The sequence below is a fragment of the Capnocytophaga sp. oral taxon 336 str. F0502 genome (genome assembly GCF_000411575.1).
Lineage (GTDB): Bacteria > Bacteroidota > Bacteroidia > Flavobacteriales > Flavobacteriaceae > Capnocytophaga > Capnocytophaga ochracea.
Genome location: NZ_KE150491.1, coordinates 412,589 through 429,498, shown reverse-complemented (window position 1 = coordinate 429,498; position 16,910 = coordinate 412,589). Strand labels below are relative to the sequence as shown.

The following is a 16,910-nucleotide window of genomic DNA, read 5'->3' as shown; positions in this document are numbered from 1 at the left end:
TAATTATCAATTGTCAATTGAGAAAATATGTTTTTTATCCCTATATGTTAAAATATCAAGGCATTAGGCCACAGGCATCAGGTATTAGTTCTGAGTCGCACAACCTAAGGCCTAAAGATTTAAGGTGGTTATAGTCAAAGGTCTCACCTCTTACCATTCCGAACAGAGCAGTTAAACCTTTTAGCGCAGATGGTACTACACTTGTTGTGGGAGAGTATGTCGCCGCCTTCTTATAAAGAGCAATTCTGATAAAGAATTGCTCTTTTTTTGTTGTTTGAAGTTGTAGGACTGCTTGGAAGGGGGAAGGACGAGTTGGAGAGAGTAGGAGAATTAAAAAGCTGTATATTGCAAAAAAGCTTAGCTTATATGAACCTTATATGAATTTTGAACAATTGTTATACAAAGAATATGTAAAAAGTTAAGAGTGAAAAGTTTTTGATTGAGTAAGGAAAGAAAGCTTGTGAGGTAGGTAATATACTTGAAAATCAGGGTTTATTCGAAGGAAGAGCGAAGCTAAGACGAACTTAAGACGAAGAATGAATGAGTATTTAATAAAGATAAAATATACTAAAAAGATTCCTTTATTTTATATGTTATGTTTTTGTAATATATACATTAGCTATTTTCAAATTAATAGTGAAAGAGGTGTGTAAGAAATAATCAAAAAAAACTTGTTTTGTATAAAATAATGTTTTATCTTTGCCATCGAATATAATATAAAACTGACTACTTCATTACATTATTATTAACTTTTAATTCGCTGACATATGAATATAATATTCAACACAAAAGTATTAAAAAAACTGAATAAACTTTTCTTTAAAGTTTTGTTTGTGTACTTGCTATTTTTCTTTGGTATGAGTTATGCTCAACGAGAAGATTTTAAGACTTTGATAGAGAAGGCCACAAAGGGTGATATGGAAGCTCAAGTGCGTTTGGCAACTAATTATGAAAAAGGTATTGGAGTACCTCAGTCTTTTCCTAAAGCTGTTGCTTGGTATGAAAAAGCAGCAGAACAGGGTGATGTAAAATCACAGACGAAATTAGGACTTTGTTATTACTATCGGAAAGGAGTTGTACAGTCTTATGAAAAAGCAGCTTATTGGTTTCAAAAAGCAGCTGAACAGGAGTATGCTGAGGCTCAATCGAAATTAGGTGTGTGCTATCACAAAGGGCAAGGAGTAAAACAATCGGATGAGCAAGCTGTATTGTGGTTTCAGAAAGCAGCTGATCAAGATTTTGCAGAGGCACAGAGTTTTTTAGGATATTGTTACTACAAAGGTTTAGGAGTGGCACAATCAGATAGTGATGCGGTACTTTGGTATGAGAAAGCTGCTAATCAAGGTGATGTTGAGGCACAACGCAATTTAGGTTCTTATTATTTCAAGGGGCAGGGAATACCTCAGTCGTATACTAAGGCTATCTTTTGGTTTGAAAAAGCAGCTAACCAAGGAGACAAGGAAGCTCAAACTATTTTAGGATTTTGCTATTATGCCGGTACTGGTGTGGATAAATCACAAAAAAGGGCTATTTACTGGTTTGAGAAGGGGTGTAGGAATAATAGTCCTAAAGCTTGTGAGTATTTAAATGCTATTCAGCAATAATAACTATAAAGTTAGGAATAAGAAAGATAAGGTAATTATAAAATTAGTGATATATGTTTAAGAATATCTTTCTTTTTGAAGGACGTATTAGGCGTACAGAGTTTGGACTATCTATTATTATAGGTTATTTTGCTCTTATATTTTTGGGTGTAATAGATGCCGTAGTAACTTTAGGAATAGTAATAAAGTTTTTATTCTTTACATTATTGTTTTGGTTTATTTTAGCTCAATCAGTGAAACGTTCACACGACTTGGGGCAAAGCGGCTGGTATGTGCTTTTACCTTTCTATAATCCTTTCTTTTTACTTTTTTCAGAAGGTGTATTGGGAAAAAATGAATACGGAGAAGATCCTAAAAAGAGAGTAAATTTTTTCAATGCATCAACCTTTTCTTCATCTATTTTACAACCGCCCTTAGTTAGAGCATATCAACCCATAGCTAAACATACTTCTGAGGATAGTACTTCTCATAGGTATGATTTTGTAGTTACAAAAGATGATACTATTCTGAAGAAATGGCTTGATACTGAGGTAGAGTCTATCAATATGTCTGCTGACCCAATACTTAATAAAGTGAGTTTTATAGGAAGAGATGTATTTTATGGTTGCAATAAGCTCATTTATATTATTTTTCCAGAACATCTTAACTTTATTAGTGATTTCGCTCTTGACGATTGTGAGCATTTGCGTTCAGTGACTTTCCCCAGTGAATGTTTACATATAGGTAATTGTATTTTTGGTAAGAATTGTCCAGAAAGTATAACACTTGAGACTAAAGAACCTCCTATGTTGGATGGTTATTTGGCATATAATGATGAGAAATTGAAAGCTATTTATGTGCCTATTGAATTTGTAGAAAAATATAGGATAGCTAGAGCTTGGGATAAATATGCAGATATTATTCAAGGACATTAATCAAACAACAATAAAGATTATGAAACGAGTTTTATTATATTTATGTATATTTTACTTTTGGGAAGTAAACGCACAAAAGACAAGAGAGATTTATAAGGACTTAGATTCATTATATTTGTTAATTCAAACAGAGTATGATTTAATTACCAAAGATTATGAAGAACACATTGCTGAGTTCGACTTCAATAGAGTGATGAGAATAAGAGAACAAATAGCTTATTATCTCTCTCATATTGATAAAAGGGCAGATTTAAGTAAGATAAAATTATTGAGTGATTCATTGAAATCATATCCTGATACTGAAGAGATATTTTTAAGTATTCGCTCTCAAAAAGCAAAACAACATCAGTTAACTACTTTGAAGCAAGCTTTTGACGGATTACAATTTGAAAAGGTACTAAACTTAGTAGCAATATATAGTGAAAATGGTTATATACCTTCTTATGAATTGGCGTATTATAAGGTTATGTCAGAATATAGATTGTTTTTAAAATCTTCTAATAATAAACAAGAGAGAGAAGCTCTAATACAACATTTGACTACTTATCAAAAGAAACATTCGGGTAAGAGTAAAATCTATGACCGAGTGATAGATGATACTATAAAAAATGTGAAGAGAAGATAACCTTCTACTTAAATTTTACATTCCTAAATAACGAGTTACTTTGTTACTACGGCGAGTAGAGAATCTGATTTGTTTTATGTAAGTAAGTTTAAAATTCGCAGTATTGATACCCAGTAAATCAACATCTTTAAAGTACAAATTCTTGTTGTTGTAAAGAATTGAAAAGGCAAGTGACCAGTCTTTTTGTGTATAAGACAACGAAGTATTAAGCCTAAAGTTTACGTACTGATTAAACTTCATTTTGCTTAGTGGATTAACTTCACCTCCAAAATAGAATCCCATACCCGCTAAAGCTGTAAAGGTAAGGCGAGGCAATATTTCGATACCTCCCGAAACGCCTCCACTGAAGCCTCCTTGTATATGTCTAAAAGTATCCTCATCAAGTGAAATAGCAGGAATTGCTACTTTGTGATAATAGATTCCAGCTCCTGCGTACCAAGTAAAAGTAGGTTGCAAAGGGTCTCCATCGGGGTTAAAAATATTCTTTACTGAAAAGTTTTTCAAGTTGAAGAAATATAACATTTCAGAACCTATTTGTTGTATACGAGTATCTGCCAATATCTGAATATTATTCTTGCCTTCTTCATAGTAAAAACCCTTATAACTTTGATAATAGAAATCAAGTAAAATCTTTTGACTTACAAATGAATGTAACTGAAAATCAAAATATCTTGTTTTTCCGTATTTGCTCTCATTGCGCAAAGGGGCAACACTCTGAGCATAATCAAGGTTAATATAAGTATTGTGGATACCAAATCCTAACCCAACTGTAAGTGGGTAGTTGGGCAATAACGACTTATTTTTCAAAGCAGGATTTAATGGTTCATCTTCTATATCTATTGATAGATAATTGATACTTAAAGAAGGTTTTATCCACATTTTATAGTAATGCTTCTTAGTGGAAGTGGTATCTTGTGCCCATAGAGTAGTGATTGATAAGAAAAATAATATTATGTATTTCATTTTGTTAGATATTAGATTTTAAGAACTAGGAATTAAATGTTTAGGTATTATTAGAAATACTTTGTCAAAGTCGTAAGACTTTGCAAAGTATATACTGCATTTAGTAGCCTAAAATCTTCAGCATTTCGTCAGCTTTTTGTTGCTCCATAAAGAGACGAGAGGTTAGGTTCCCATTTTTATCTTTATCAATAAGTACTATTTTAGGTTGTGGAATCAAACAGTGTTGTAAGCCTCCTACTCCTCCAATACTATCTTGATAAGCCCCTGTGTTGAAGAAACCTATATACAATGGCTTATTTTTGTTGTACTTGGGCAAATAGATAGCGTTCATATTCTGTTCGCTGTTGTAATAATCGTCACCATCACAAGTGAGTCCACCGAGCAGTACGCGTTCGTATTCATCGTTCCAGCGGTTAATAGGCAATAGTACAAAACGCTTGTTGATAGCCCAAGAGTCAGGTAAGGTAGTAATGAAAGAGGAGTTTATCATATCCCATTTTTCACGGTCGTTTTGCTGCTTTTGATACATTATCTCATAAATAGCCCCCCCAGCTTCGCCTACTGTGAAACTACCAAATTCAGTAAAGATATTTGGTACAGGCACTTTTTCTTGATCACAAGTGATTTTTATCTGACGGATAATCTCATCTACCATATAAGCATAATCGAATTCAAAAGCCAACGAGCTCTTGATAGGAAAACCACCGCCTATATTAAGGCTGTCGAGTTCAGGTGCAACCTTTTTGAGTTGGATATACACACGCAAACACTTGAGGAGCTCATTCCAATAGTAGGCATTGTCTTTAATCCCCGTATTGATAAAAAAGTGCAACATTTTGAGTTGTACTTTAGGGTTGTCCTTAATCTCACGGTTGTAGAAAGGAACAATATTTTTATAACCAATTCCTAAACGACTGGTATAAAACTCTGAACGAGGGTCTTCTTCAGAAGCAATACGAATACCTATACTGTATGAACCTTTTATTTTTTCTTCAAATAAATTAATTTCCTCATAGTTATCAATGATAGGAATACAGTTGTGGTAGTCACGATTGATAAGGTCAGCAATGCCATCGATATAAGCATCGCGCTTGAAACCGTTGCATAGAATGTGAGTCTCTTTACTAATAAGTCCGTCATTGATAAGATTATTGATGATATTGATATCAAAAGCTGAAGAGGTTTCCATATGAATATCGTTCTTCAATGCTTCTACCATTACGTGTTTGAAATGCGAGCTTTTGGTGCAATAACAATAGTTGTACGCTCCTTTGTACTTGTGCTTCTTGATAGCCTTTTCAAACCATCTTTTAGCACGCTGAATATTTTCAGATATTCTAGGGAGATACATAAATTTGAGGGGTGCTCCATACTTGCGTACGAGCTCCATTAAATCGATATTGTGAAAGCGAAGTTCATCGCCATCTAAGGTAAATTCGTCTTGTGGGAAGTAATAGGTTTGGTCAATTAGGTCGATATATTTATTTTTCATTTGTACAGTGTAATTTAAATAATGAGTAATTTTTTAGTAAAAAAATATTCAGATAACATCTTGGCTATCTATTCATATTACCTAATTACACCTGATTCAAATACGAAGCGGTGAAAGGCTCTTAGCCTTAAACTTAATTTGCAAGGAATGAGTACGTGCAGAGTGAAAATAACTTAAAAATAAGATGTTCATTTTCAGCAACCAAAGGTTTTTAGTAATTAAATTATTTTATAGTTTAGAGATAGTGTATCATTACTTATCAGAATGCAAAAGTAATTATTATTTTTGAATTACAATATATATTATATAAAAAACTTTGCCAAAAATAAATACATATCTTTGGCAAAGTTTGTAAAAAGTAGTTTTATGAGAATTATTTTACCAAATCTACTATCTCATTTACTATTTGCAATTCTTCATTAGTAGGGATGATAAGTATCTTCACACGGCTATCGCTAGCTTGAATCTCTACGGGTTTAGTAGGATGATTGAGCTCTTCGTTTTTCTTCTCATCGAGCTTGATACCAAAGAAATCTAAGTGCTTACAAGCAAATGAACGTGTAAGAGCATCGTTTTCGCCCAAACCTGCGGTAAATACAATGCTATTCAAACCATTAAGTGCTGCTGTATAAGCTCCTATAAACTTCTGAATGCGGTAGCCGTACATCTCGTAGCAAAGGGCTGCGTTGGCATCACCTGAACGATATAGAGCTGCTACATCACGAGCATCAGAATGTCCTGTGAGCCCAAGCATACCACTCTTCTTGTTAAAGAGTGTTTTCACTTCTTCATAACTCATACCCAGTTCTTGCCCCAAAAAGAAAACTACTGAGGCATCTATCTGCCCAGTGCGCGTTCCCATAATGAGTCCATCGAGTGGTGTAAGTCCCATTGAAGTGTCTACACATTGTCCTTTTTCGTTTACAGCAGCCATACTTGCCCCATTGCCCAAGTGAATGGTAATGTTCTTGATATGTTGATTATTAAGGTGTTTACGAGCCTGTGCATCTACATACTTATGACTCGTGCCGTGGAATCCATAAGCGCGCAATCCGTATTTTTCATAGTATTCATTAGGAATGGCATAACGGAAGGCTTTAGCAGGCATTGTTTGGTGGAAAGCAGTGTCAAAAACGGCTACGTGAGTAGCTTTATTAAAGAGTTTTTGTGCTACGCGTATCCCTTCTAAATGTCCTGGGTTGTGCAAAGGCGATAGAGGAATAAGGCGTTTGATTTCGGCTACTACCTCATCAGTAATTACAGTAGGTTGTACAAACTTCTCACCTCCGTGTACTACGCGGTGTCCTACCCCTTTAATATCGCTAGGGTTGTGGATAACGCCCACTTCAGGGTCTGTGAGAAGTTCAGCTACCAAATTCATACCCACTTCGTGAGTAGGAATAGGTTGTTCTTTCTTCACTTCTATCTCTTTGCCGTTTTTTACAGCCACATATTTCACGTAGCTACCGTCAATATTGATGCGGTCTACAATTCCTTTTGCTTTCGATTCTCCTGTTTTAGAGTCGATAAGCTGATATTTGAGAGATGAACTCCCTGAATTAATGATTAATATTTCCATTTTAGTCTTTTGTTATTAGTCGTTAGTTTTCCCCTCCTTTGGAGAGGGGGCAGGGGAGGATACTAAAACTCTGATTGTATCGCAGTGATAAGTACAGTGTTGTAAATATCAGGGATAAGAGCCCCACGACTGAGGTCATTTACGGGTTTCTTTAATCCTTGTAACATAGGCCCTATGGCTAAACCTCCTGTTTCACGTTGCACCGCCTTATAGGTGTTATTACCAGTGTTAAGGTCAGGGAAAATAAGCACATTGGCTTGTCCTGCCACAGGTGAATTTGGCATCTTTTGTTTCCCTACTTTTGGGTCTACCGCAGCGTCATATTGTATAGGCCCTTCTACGAGTAACTCAGGGCGACGCTCTTTTACAAGTGCTGTTGCTTCACGCACTTTGTCTACGTCGGCACCACTACCAGAATTACCAGAAGAGTAGGAGAGGAGTGCTACCTTAGGTTCAATACCGAAAGCAATAGCTGAGTCGGCAGAGCTAATAGCTATATCGGCTAATTGTTCAGCAGTAGGGTTAGGCACTACGGCGCAGTCACCATATACTAGTACGCGGTCGTGCAAAAGCATAAAGAATACAGAGGAAACGGTGTTTACCCCTGGTTTAGTTTTTACAAATTGCAAAGACGGACGGATAGTGTGAGCAGTAGTATTCACTGCTCCTGATACCATACCATCGGCATCGCCTAAGAATACCATCATTGTACCAAAATAAGACGAATCGAGCATTAAGTCTTTGGCTTGCGAAAGCTCCAATCCTTTGCTCTTGCGCAATTCGTATAGTTTTTCAGCATAAGCCTCATATTTATCACTCTCAGCGGGATTGATAATACTGATACGTTCTTCGTTCCATTTCAAGCCCAAAATGTTCTTAGCTCGTGTTTTAATCGCTTCGGGTTCTCCCAAGATAGTGAGGTAAACGAGTTCGTCCTCTGCCAATTGAGAAGCCGCAGTAAGAATACGGTCGTCAGTACCTTCTGGTAACACAATGCGTTTTTGTCCTGCACGTGCTTTTTGTACCATATTGTATTGAAACATACGAGGGGTAATAGTTTCCGATTTGAAAGAAGCTATACTGCTGTTGAGTTTCGTAGCATCTACATTTTCATCAAATAGTTGAAGAAGCATTTTTACCTTTTCAGTATTTTCAGGATAGATGCTTGATTTTGTATTCCCAATGATATTAGCAGTTTCAAAAGTATCTGTTTTAGCTATCATTATAGGAATGTTCTTTTGGATACCATCTAAAATCTTACTCATTGAAGGGTCGGGGGTTAAGTCGCCGTATAGTACTACCCCTTTGATATTAGAGAAATTGGAATAGTTAGCCACCAAAGAACCTGCTATGAGGTCAATACGGTCGGTAGGGAGTACAGCCAAAGTATCTTCGTTTAGTTTGGCTAAATAGTTAGAAAGTTGCATAGCTCCCACAATGGTACGTTTGGTGGTAACGTCTATATTGTCGCCTTTGTAAAGAAATTCAACGTTGAGTGCATTGGCTATCTCGCGGATAGTAGGGCGTGAAAGCTCTTCTTTACGCGGAATCAAAGTGAAGGTTATATCTTTAAAGCGTTGTTCTAATTTGCTGAGCGTATCAGCAGTGGCATTAGTAGCCTTGTTTACAAATACGCTAAGTACGCGCAAATCTTTTTCCAAGAAGTTGTTAAGATCTGCCTGTACTTGGTTCACCAATTCATCTTCTGATGAAAAGTTGTCTTTAAGCACTATCAAAGCAGGAATGTTGAGGCTTTGTGCTACCGAAGCGTTGAAGTTTGTGTCGAAATAGCTATCGTCTATAGTACTTGAACTATCCACTAAAACAAAGTCGAATTTGCTTTCTAAGGCTTTATATTTTTTGATGATAGTGTCATATACTTCCCCTATATTGCCTTCGTTTTTAAGAGCGATAACCTCCTGACGTGTGTAGGCATAGGCTTCATCGTAACTCATATCGAGCTGAAAGTGCTCCAAGACAGTCTCGATGAAAGTATCTTTTTTAGATTTACTTTCTACAATAGGTCTAAAATAACCTACTTTGGCAGTGTTGCGCATAATCATTTGCAACACACCCAAACTCACCACCGACTTACCGCTGTGTGCATTGGTAGCGATGATATAAACAGATTTATTCATTTTTTTATTTACTTTTTAGTGTTTATATATTAAGTTGCAAAGGTAACAATATAATTTAAGAAAGCAACATAAAAAAGATATTTTTATTTTTAATACCTCAATAATCAATATCTATTCTTCTTTATACTCCTTGCCGTTATATTTCAAGAATACAGTTTTAGTGCTTTTTTCCACTACTTTATCATCGCAATTTTTATCTGTAGCTTTTTTAATAAAAGTCTGTTTATCCTTAATGTTGAAATAGCCATTTGTTTTTTTACTATCCATTATAAACATAGAATTACGCTCATCCGACCAACTTCCTTCACAGTTATAGTTCCATTCCCCGTTATATGTACTTAATTGATATTGATGCAGTATTTTTTTAAGAGAGGTATTTTCTGGTAAAAACAAACTAAATGTTTCTTCAGAATAAGGATTTACTTTGCTACCATTTTTATAGAAAGCCCGAATGCCAAAAGCACGTATTCCTTCGGTAAGTATAAACTTAGCCGTATCAATAGAAAGCTCTTGTAATTCAACAGCATCCGAATAATACTCATCAATTCCCTTATACGACTGTGTTATTCGTTTTTGTAAGAAGTCATACACCACCACATAAAGGTCAAATGTTGCCTCGTTTTCGTCGTTCCCTTTTCTTATAGGAAATACCATTACCAATTTATGAGTGTCGTAAGGCAATACCTTTTCGGTATACAAGTCTTTATCAATCTTGTTTTTAGGAATTCCCAAAGTCTTGATAACTTGATTGTAAGCTTGTGCGTTCTCTTGAGCTTTTACCACATAAGAGCAAAATAATAAAGTAAAGATAAAAAGTAGTCGTTTCATCGTTCTTATAAGAATATCAGTTGAAAGTACAAAGATAAGGAATTTTTTAATAATTAATCAAACAAGAAAGTTTCTGTACCTCACATCTCTTTATTTGGCTCTTTCTTGTCCGTGTATCTTAGCTCGTTGCTCCTTTGTTTTTCTTTCGTTTTATTACCATCAAAATTACCCTTTTTCTTCACTCTTAACCTCTTATTCTCAATTATTTACATACCCTTTCTATACCAATCGTCCAAGATTCGTATAAGCTTCCTATAAGCTTCCTATAAGCTAAGTATAAGATTTTTTCTTCCAAAAGTACATTTCCTTGTTATTTATAATTTCGTTTTCTTTTCTTATTTCTTATACCTAATTTTGCTCTATACTATTAAGCTCGTTTTCATCATTATAATATTTTTGTCCGTGATAATTTGTCAGTAAATTTAAATGTATTATCTTTGCACCAACAATTTAGATTTTAAAGTAAAGAAATGAGTAAAGGACCTATTTCTCAATTTATCGAGAAAAACTTTTTACACTTTAATGCAGCAGCTTTAGTTGATGCTGCCAAAGGATATGAAACCCATATCACTGAAGGCGGAAAAATGCTCGTAGCACTTGCTGGAGCAATGAGTACGGCAGAATTAGGCATTTCGCTTGCCGAGATGATTCGCGCAGGAAAAATAGATATTATCTCTTGTACAGGGGCGAACCTCGAAGAAGATGTGATGAATCTTGTAGCGCACTCTCATTACAAGCGTGTTCCTCATTACCGCGACCTCACTCCTGAGCAAGAAAGAGAACTCCTCGACGGTCATTACAACCGTGTAACCGACACTTGTATTCCTGAGGAAGAAGCTTTCCGTCGTTTGCAAAAACACTTAGAAGACGTATGGCACGCAGCCGAAAGTAAAGGTGAACGCTATTTTCCTCACGAATATCTATATCAAGTAGTGAAATCGGGAGTATTGGAGCAATATTATGAAATCGACCCTAAAAACTCTTGGATATTGGCAGCAGCCGAAAAGAACTTGCCTATCGTATGTCCAGGTTGGGAAGATTCAACTACCGGTAACATCTTCGCTGCCAATGTAATCAAAGGAAACTTGAAAGCCTCTACTGTGAAAACAGGTATTGAGTATATGATTTATCTCACCGAATGGTATCGTGCCAATTCAGCGGGTAAGGGCGTAGGTTTCTTCCAAATAGGAGGCGGTATTGCTGGTGATTTCCCTATCTGCGTGGTACCTATGATGTATCAAGATTTGGAATGGGAAGGCGTACCTTTCTGGTCGTATTTCTGTCAGATTTCCGATTCTACCACCAGCTACGGTTCTTATTCAGGAGCAGTGCCTAATGAGAAGATTACTTGGGGTAAATTAGATATTCATACCCCTAAATTTATAGTAGAATCCGATGCTACCATTGTAGCACCTCTTATTTTTGCTTATCTTTTAGGTAAGTAATTTAAACTAAAAGATAAAAGGGAACAAGTACCACTATACTCGTTCCCTTTTACCTTTTACTCACATATCCAGCTGTGAGCCCTCGCTGGCTTTACCTTTTACCTTTTACCTTATATAGAACCTTTCTTTTCCTTGTTCTCTTCTTATGAAAATATAGCCTTGGGAGTAGACATCTATATACACCGTAACCCTTTCATTAGCAGTAAGAGCTTGCCATAGAGAGGCTTTTTCTTTTTGGTAAATATTGTTGATGATAAGAATACTATCGTTGTGCATATAATTTAGATAAATACTTAAATCTTCTTTTGGGTAATTGATAAAAAGCAAGTCGTATGTAACAGAAGGTTGCAACTGAAGGCTAATGTTACAGGTTTCTTTTATAGCAGTTATACTATTTAGCATATCTTCATCAGTGAAAATAGTTTTTACCTCTAAATAGCGAATAATCTTCAATAATAACACCAATTGTCTTTTGGATAGGGTAGGAGGAAAACCCTTGATTTCTTGACGATTTACTAATTGTTTATTGTACAAGCAACGAGTTACAAAGTTGTAGACAAAAGGAGAGTGCACCCCGTGCTCATTGGTAGATTTTAGAAGGAATTTTAAATAACTCTTAAATTGCATTTTTTCTTTTCTTCAAACAAACACGGCAAAGGTAGAGAAAATTAGTAAATTGGCAAATTTTATTTGTGGGTATAAAATATTATTTGTACATTTGCAGGCTATGAGAGAAATTCTTGTTAAATATTTACCTGATAACGCAGTAACACCTTGTTTCGAACTGATAAAAGTAAACAACATCTATTTGAGAATTGTAAACGAACGAAAAACAAGGCACGGCGACTATCGGCAACTTCCTAACGGGCAACATCTCATCACAATGAATGCTACTGCTAATAAGTATCGTTTCTTGATAACTTTTATTCACGAAGTGGCTCATCTGGTAGCTTTTGAACGCTTCGGACGGCTTATCAAACCTCACGGTAACGAATGGAAATACACTTTCCAACAACTGATGAAACCTTTTATCATTCCTGAGATATTTCCTCAGCAATTATTAGGGGTATTACAACGGCACTTTCTCAACCCTATGTCCAGTAGTGATGTAGACCCCGCATTGACAATCGCCCTAAAACAGTTTGATATCAATGAAAATATGAGCTTTATTTATGAGATTCCTTTAGGTAGTACGTTTCGTATCAAAGACGGACGCGTATTTCGCAAAGGACAACGCCGTGTGAAATGTTATGATTGTGTGGAACTCGGCTCAGGCAAGAAGTATATCTTTCAACCTCACGCCGAAGTAGAGCTCATAAAGGCTTAAAATCTTGAATTAAAATATTACAAATATATGGTGAACAATTATTATGCAGTGATTATGGCAGGAGGCATAGGTTCGCGCTTTTGGCCTGTAAGTACAACTGAATATCCTAAACAATTTCACGATATGCTCGGTACAGGGCAAACGCTTTTACAGCGCACTTATTCTCGCTTGCAGAAGTTTATTCCGCAAGAGAATATTCTCATTCTTACTAACGAACGTTACAAAGAGATTGTAGAGGAACAAATTCCTAATATATTGCCTAAAAACTTGGTATTAGAGCCCTGTATGCGAAATACAGCTCCGTGTATACTCTATGCCGCAATGAAAGTGAACAAACGCAACCCCAATGGCGTAATGATAGTAGCCCCCAGCGATGCGTGGATTGAAGACGAAAAAGCTTTTATGCACAATGTGATTACTTGTTTTAATGCTGCACAGAAAGCCGACAATATCCTCACTTTGGGTATAGTACCTACTTTCCCTAATACCGGTTATGGCTACATTCAGTATGACAAAGACGATAATACTAATATCAAAAAAGTAAATCAGTTTCGTGAAAAACCTGATTACGATACCGCCAAAGAGTTTTTAAAACAAGGTAATTTTTTGTGGAATGCGGGTATCTTTATATGGAGTACACAAACGGTACTTACTGCTTATAAAACCTATCAACCGGTGATGTATGAACTCTTTGAGAAAGGTAAAGCTACTTATAATACTGAAAACGAAGTCGATTTTATAGCCAAAGCCTATCCGAAAGCTGAAAATATATCGGTAGATTACGCTATTTTAGAGCCGTCTACTAACATTTATGTACTGCCCGCTAATTTCGATTGGAACGACTTAGGTTCTTGGGGCTCTCTACACGACAAGACCCCTAAGGATAGTGCCCAAAATGCTGTAATTAATGCAAGAGTATTACTTAAAGATGCCGAAAACAATATTATCCGCACCGAAGGTGATAAATGTGTGGTAATAGACGGGCTCAAGAACTACATAGTGGTAGATAGAGACGATGTATTGTTGATTTATCCCAAAGCAAAAGAGCAAAACATTAAAGAGATAGTAAACGAAGTAAAGAATAAATGGGGATTACATTAAAGAAGTTACTCACCGAGAAGGGATACACCTCTGTTCCTCTTGAATTTACGCTTACCAAGCACTTTGTTCTACAAGCTAAAATCAATGGAGTAGAAGGACGTTTTATTTTGGATACGGGGGCTTCTAACACCTGTGTAGGAGTAGAGTGGATAACTTATTTTAATCTGCAAGCCGAAGCCTCCGAAATAAAAGCAGCAGGAGCAGGGGCAAGTGGTATGGAAACACAAGTTGCCGCAAAAAATCACTTAGAGATAGGAGGAATGAGTATGCACAAACTTCCTTTAGTGCTTTTTGATTTAACTCACGTAAACGAAGCATTAGCAGAGTTTCAAACACCTCCTGTTCACGGTATTATAGGAGCTGAAGTACTCCAAAAGAGAAAAGCTGTGATAGATTATGCAAAGAAAAGGTTGTATCTCTATTGGGCTCCTAAATAGCAAAATGTATTACCTCTTGTTGTAGGTTCATATTTTTTTCGTACATTTGCAAAAACATTTATACTTGATGAGTAAAAAGACACTTTATTTTGCCTTTGTGATAGGGCTATTTGCAATAGCTTGCAATGATGGTAATTTGAAAGTAGATACCATTTCATTTGAAAATTCTGATCTGCTATCCTGTACGACCAATGATACTACGGCTACTTTTTTATTCAAATATAGTCAAAAGCAAGCACTTATTCTTAATTTACCTGCTAATATTTTAGAAAATAAAGAAAAGACTGTTTCAGGCACTATACCCACTAATTTTAAACTTTATTACCGTACTTTCAGCGATGCGGTAACTACCAATTATTTTTGTAATGTTTATCCTCCTGCTACCCCTAATGTGACTTCGCAAATTGAAGCGACAGGAGGAACTGTTACAATTGTCTCACGTCCCATTTATAATGAAACAACAGGTGCTTTGTTGCGTTATGACCATCAAATAAGCATCACTGATTTGGTACTCGTAAATCAAGAAGGCAATAAAATAGTAGATTCTAATTTTGTTTTTGGGACTTATAAAACTAACAAACAGTAGAAATGAACCACTTTATAGTATCAGCACGCAAATATCGCCCACAATCATTTCGTGATGTAGTGGGACAGCAAGCTATTACTAATACCCTACTCAATGCCATTGAAAATAATCACTTGGCACAGGCACTTCTCTTCACTGGTCCTCGTGGGGTAGGAAAAACTACTTGTGCCCGTATTTTAGCGAAAAAGATAAATGAACAAACTTCTGGGGTAGAAGATGAAAACGATTTTGCTTTTAACGTCTTTGAGTTAGATGCTGCCTCTAATAACAGTGTAGATGATATTCGCAAACTGATTGAACAAGTGCGTATTCCGCCTCAAGTAGGCAAATATAAAGTGTATATCATCGATGAGGTGCATATGCTGTCTACTGCGGCTTTTAATGCTTTTCTCAAAACATTAGAAGAACCTCCTAAACACGCTATCTTTATCTTAGCAACTACTGAAAAACATAAGATTATTCCTACCATATTGTCACGTTGCCAGATATTCGATTTCAAGCGTATTACTATCAATGACATTCGAGAATACCTAAAATATATTGCAGAACAACAAGGAATTGAAGCAGAAGATGAAGCTTTGCAAATCATAGCACAAAAAGCCGATGGTGCGATGCGTGATGCCCTTTCTATCTTCGATCGTGTAGTAAGCTTTTCAGGAGAAAAAATAACACGACAAGCTACTTCCGAAATACTGAATGTTTTAGACTATGAGGTCTATTTTAAAGTAACTGATCTTATCTTAGACAATAAACTCCCTGAACTATTGATCGCATTCAATAATAGTATTGCACAAGGTTTTGACGGTAATCATTTTATTGCAGGTTTGGCAAGTCATTTTCGTGATTTAATGGTATGCAAGAATCCTACAACCATTTCCTTAATGGAAGTAGGGGAGGAGACCCAGAAGAAATATACTGAGCAGAGCGTTCGTGCTACTGTACCTTTTTTAATGGAAGCTATTGCTATTGCCAATGACTGCGACCTAAAATATCGCACCAGCAAAAATCAGCGTTTGTTAGTGGAGGTTGCCCTAATACAACTCGCCTCTCTGACCTATGAGGGGGATAAAAAAAAAATGATGGACGCTTCATAATTCCTGCTTATGTGTTCAATGGGCAAAGTCATACAACAGAAGTACAGCTCAACCCACAAACACCTATCGTTGCCCCTCCTATAAATTATACAAATACTACGAAAACTACACTTAATCCTAATATACCTATTATTAGTAAAACGGAACGTACGGAAGCTGTTTCTAATTTTTCAATTAAAAGTGTACATCTAAAAACAGAACATCAAAGGAATTTCAAAGAGGTGGTAATAGATCCTAATACGCTACCTCGTGAGAGTTTTTCAGAAGAGACCTTTAATCAGTTTTGGGAACGTTATATAGATGAATTACTTGTTAAAGGTGAACGTATACAAGCTTCTATTCTTAAAATTGCAATATTAAGATTAGAAGGAACTACTATTCATTTGGAAGTATCAAGTAATACAGCTAAAAATGATATTGTTCAGATGGAGCATAAACTCTTAAATTATTTGCACAAATCTTTGCAGAATTATGATCTTACTATTGAGATAAGTGTAAATGAAGAAATAGCTAAAAGAATAGTAGTAACTCCCGAAGATAAGTACGAGAAATTATTAGAAGAAAATCCTATCTTACAAGAGTTTAGAAGAGCTTTTGAACTAAATTTAAAAGGATAGAAAAACAGTATTTTTAAAACTCAGTGCTACATAATTTATAGTTAGTAGTGTTTTTTATTTTCTAATTCTTTTGTTTTTTTCAATATAATGCCTAATTTTGCCGAAAATAATCTTAATAAGATGTTTTGTCTATATAGACAAGAGGTACATTAAACAGTTG

16 protein-coding genes and 1 rRNA gene are annotated in these 16,910 nt (G+C 35.8%); 11 read left to right on the top strand and 6 right to left on the bottom strand.

Going from position 1 to position 16,910, the window contains the following annotated elements; all coding sequences use genetic code 11:
- Positions 1-120 precede the first annotated feature (120 nt).
- From rrf to HMPREF1528_RS09885, 4 genes are all read left to right on the top strand, one after another.
- A 5S ribosomal RNA gene (gene rrf / locus HMPREF1528_RS09900) occupies positions 121-231 on the top strand.
- 536 nt (positions 232-767) lie between these two features.
- Complete coding sequence (locus HMPREF1528_RS09895; protein ID WP_016479635.1) at positions 768-1,604, top strand: tetratricopeptide repeat protein; 837 nt, start codon at positions 768-770, stop codon at positions 1,602-1,604.
- 53 nt (positions 1,605-1,657) lie between these two features.
- Positions 1,658-2,518: a DUF805 domain-containing protein gene (locus HMPREF1528_RS09890; RefSeq protein ID WP_009410937.1), complete on the top strand. Its 861-nt coding sequence runs from the start codon at positions 1,658-1,660 to the stop codon at positions 2,516-2,518.
- Positions 2,493-3,143 carry a hypothetical protein gene (locus HMPREF1528_RS09885; protein WP_034568017.1) on the top strand — a complete coding sequence of 217 codons (651 nt, stop codon included), beginning with the start codon at positions 2,493-2,495 and terminating at the stop codon, positions 3,141-3,143. The genes HMPREF1528_RS09890 and HMPREF1528_RS09885 overlap by 26 nt, the downstream gene beginning before the upstream one ends.
- Before the next feature lie 15 nt (positions 3,144-3,158).
- Here HMPREF1528_RS09885 and HMPREF1528_RS09880 read toward each other — a convergent pair whose 3' ends face one another.
- The 5 genes from HMPREF1528_RS09880 to HMPREF1528_RS09860 all read right to left on the bottom strand — a co-directional run bounded on the left by HMPREF1528_RS09880 (position 3,159) and on the right by HMPREF1528_RS09860 (position 10,143).
- Positions 3,159-4,106, bottom strand: a complete 948-nt coding sequence (locus tag HMPREF1528_RS09880; protein WP_016479633.1) for a DUF4421 family protein — start codon at positions 4,104-4,106, stop codon at positions 3,159-3,161.
- Between the two features lie 100 nt (positions 4,107-4,206).
- Positions 4,207-5,598, bottom strand: coding sequence for an arginine decarboxylase (locus HMPREF1528_RS09875; RefSeq protein ID WP_016479632.1), 1,392 nt, complete (start codon positions 5,596-5,598; stop codon positions 4,207-4,209).
- Between the two features lie 373 nt (positions 5,599-5,971).
- On the bottom strand, positions 5,972-7,177 hold the full coding sequence (locus HMPREF1528_RS09870) for an acetate/propionate family kinase (RefSeq protein WP_016479631.1): 1,206 nt from the start codon (positions 7,175-7,177) through the stop codon (positions 5,972-5,974).
- 62 nt (positions 7,178-7,239) lie between these two features.
- The gene (pta, locus tag HMPREF1528_RS09865) at positions 7,240-9,315 is read right to left on the bottom strand and encodes a phosphate acetyltransferase (RefSeq protein ID WP_016479630.1); all 2,076 of its coding nucleotides are present in this window, start codon (positions 9,313-9,315) and stop codon (positions 7,240-7,242) included.
- A gap of 111 nt (positions 9,316-9,426) precedes the next feature.
- Entirely contained in the window at positions 9,427-10,143 is a 717-nt protein-coding gene (locus tag HMPREF1528_RS09860) for a hypothetical protein (RefSeq protein ID WP_016479629.1), read from the bottom strand.
- A 470-nt stretch (positions 10,144-10,613) separates the two neighbouring features.
- On the opposite strand from HMPREF1528_RS09860, the gene HMPREF1528_RS09855 reads away from it, so the two are divergent.
- Complete coding sequence (locus HMPREF1528_RS09855) at positions 10,614-11,588, top strand: deoxyhypusine synthase family protein (protein WP_016479628.1); 975 nt, start codon at positions 10,614-10,616, stop codon at positions 11,586-11,588.
- 105 nt (positions 11,589-11,693) lie between these two features.
- Here HMPREF1528_RS09855 and HMPREF1528_RS09850 read toward each other — a convergent pair whose 3' ends face one another.
- Positions 11,694-12,215 (bottom strand): hypothetical protein, encoded by a 522-nt coding sequence (locus tag HMPREF1528_RS09850; RefSeq protein WP_016479627.1) that lies wholly within the window; start codon positions 12,213-12,215, stop codon positions 11,694-11,696.
- A 100-nt stretch (positions 12,216-12,315) separates the two neighbouring features.
- Between HMPREF1528_RS09850 and HMPREF1528_RS09845 the strand changes: the two genes are divergently transcribed.
- From HMPREF1528_RS09845 to HMPREF1528_RS09820, 6 genes are all read left to right on the top strand, one after another.
- Positions 12,316-12,915: a SprT-like domain-containing protein gene (locus tag HMPREF1528_RS09845; RefSeq protein WP_009750443.1), complete on the top strand. Its 600-nt coding sequence runs from the start codon at positions 12,316-12,318 to the stop codon at positions 12,913-12,915.
- Between the two features lie 27 nt (positions 12,916-12,942).
- Complete coding sequence (locus HMPREF1528_RS09840; protein WP_002671844.1) at positions 12,943-14,016, top strand: mannose-1-phosphate guanylyltransferase; 1,074 nt, start codon at positions 12,943-12,945, stop codon at positions 14,014-14,016.
- Positions 14,001-14,453 (top strand): retropepsin-like aspartic protease, encoded by a 453-nt coding sequence (locus HMPREF1528_RS09835; RefSeq protein WP_009418247.1) that lies wholly within the window; start codon positions 14,001-14,003, stop codon positions 14,451-14,453. The genes HMPREF1528_RS09840 and HMPREF1528_RS09835 overlap by 16 nt, the downstream gene beginning before the upstream one ends.
- Positions 14,454-14,520: 67 nt before the next feature.
- On the top strand, positions 14,521-15,039 hold the full coding sequence (locus tag HMPREF1528_RS09830; protein WP_016479626.1) for a hypothetical protein: 519 nt from the start codon (positions 14,521-14,523) through the stop codon (positions 15,037-15,039).
- A 2-nt stretch (positions 15,040-15,041) separates the two neighbouring features.
- On the top strand, positions 15,042-16,133 hold the full coding sequence (gene dnaX, locus HMPREF1528_RS09825; protein WP_016479625.1) for a DNA polymerase III subunit gamma/tau: 1,092 nt from the start codon (positions 15,042-15,044) through the stop codon (positions 16,131-16,133).
- An 11-nt stretch (positions 16,134-16,144) separates the two neighbouring features.
- Positions 16,145-16,750: a hypothetical protein gene (locus tag HMPREF1528_RS09820; RefSeq protein WP_016479624.1), complete on the top strand. Its 606-nt coding sequence runs from the start codon at positions 16,145-16,147 to the stop codon at positions 16,748-16,750.
- Positions 16,751-16,910: the final 160 nt, after the last annotated feature.